This is a genomic window from Ramlibacter sp. WS9, assembly GCF_003797765.1.
Classification (GTDB): Bacteria; Pseudomonadota; Gammaproteobacteria; order Burkholderiales; family Burkholderiaceae_C; genus Ramlibacter.
Genome location: NZ_RKMB01000107.1, coordinates 1 through 681, shown reverse-complemented (window position 1 = coordinate 681; position 681 = coordinate 1). Strand labels below are relative to the sequence as shown.

Annotated in this window: 2 pseudogenes; both read left to right on the top strand. The window is 67.7% G+C overall.

Features of this window, described 5'->3' with window-relative positions:
* A pseudogene (gene exsD, locus EEB15_RS33160) lies at window positions 1-539 on the top strand (T3SS regulon anti-activator ExsD); the annotation flags it as partial.
* A 33-nt stretch (window positions 540-572) separates the two neighbouring features.
* A pseudogene (gene pscB, locus EEB15_RS33155) lies at window positions 573-681 on the top strand (YscB family type III secretion system chaperone PscB); the annotation flags it as partial.

Sequence of the window (681 nt, the reverse complement as noted above, 5' to 3'; positions counted from 1 at the left end):
AGGACGACGACGGCTGGTGCGCCGAACTGGGCGATCGGGTCAACCTCGCCGTGCCGCAGTCGATGATCGATTGGGTCCTGCTGCCGGTCTATGGCTGGTGGGAAAGCCTGCTCGACCAGGCGATCCCCGGCTGGCGCCTGTCGCTGGTGGAGCTGGAGACCCAGTCCCGGCAACTGCGAATCAAGTCCGAATTCTGGTCCCGCGTGGCCGAGCTGGAGCCGGAGCAGGCCCGCGAGGAACTGGCCAGGGTCGCCAAGTGCCAGGCGCGCACCCAGGAACAGGTGGCCGAACTGGCCGGCAAGCTGGAGACGGCTTCGGCATTGGCGAAGAGCGCCTGGCCGAACTGGCAGCGGGGCATGGCGACGCTGCTCGCCAGCGGCGGGCTGGCCGGCTTCGAGCCGATCCCCGAGGTCCTCGAATGCCTCTGGCAACCTCTCTGCCGGCTGGACGACGACGTCGGCGCGGCGGACGCCGTCCAGGCCTGGCTGCACGAACGCAACCTGTGCCAGGCACAGGATCACTTCTACTGGCAGAGCTGAGCGGCCGGCGAAAGCCGGCCCTACCGAGGAATCATGGATCATCTGTTGAGCGGATTGGCCACTCGCCTGGGCCAAGGGCCCTTTGTTGCCGATCGGACGGGTTCGTACCACCTGCGCATCGACGGACAGAGCGTCCTGTTGC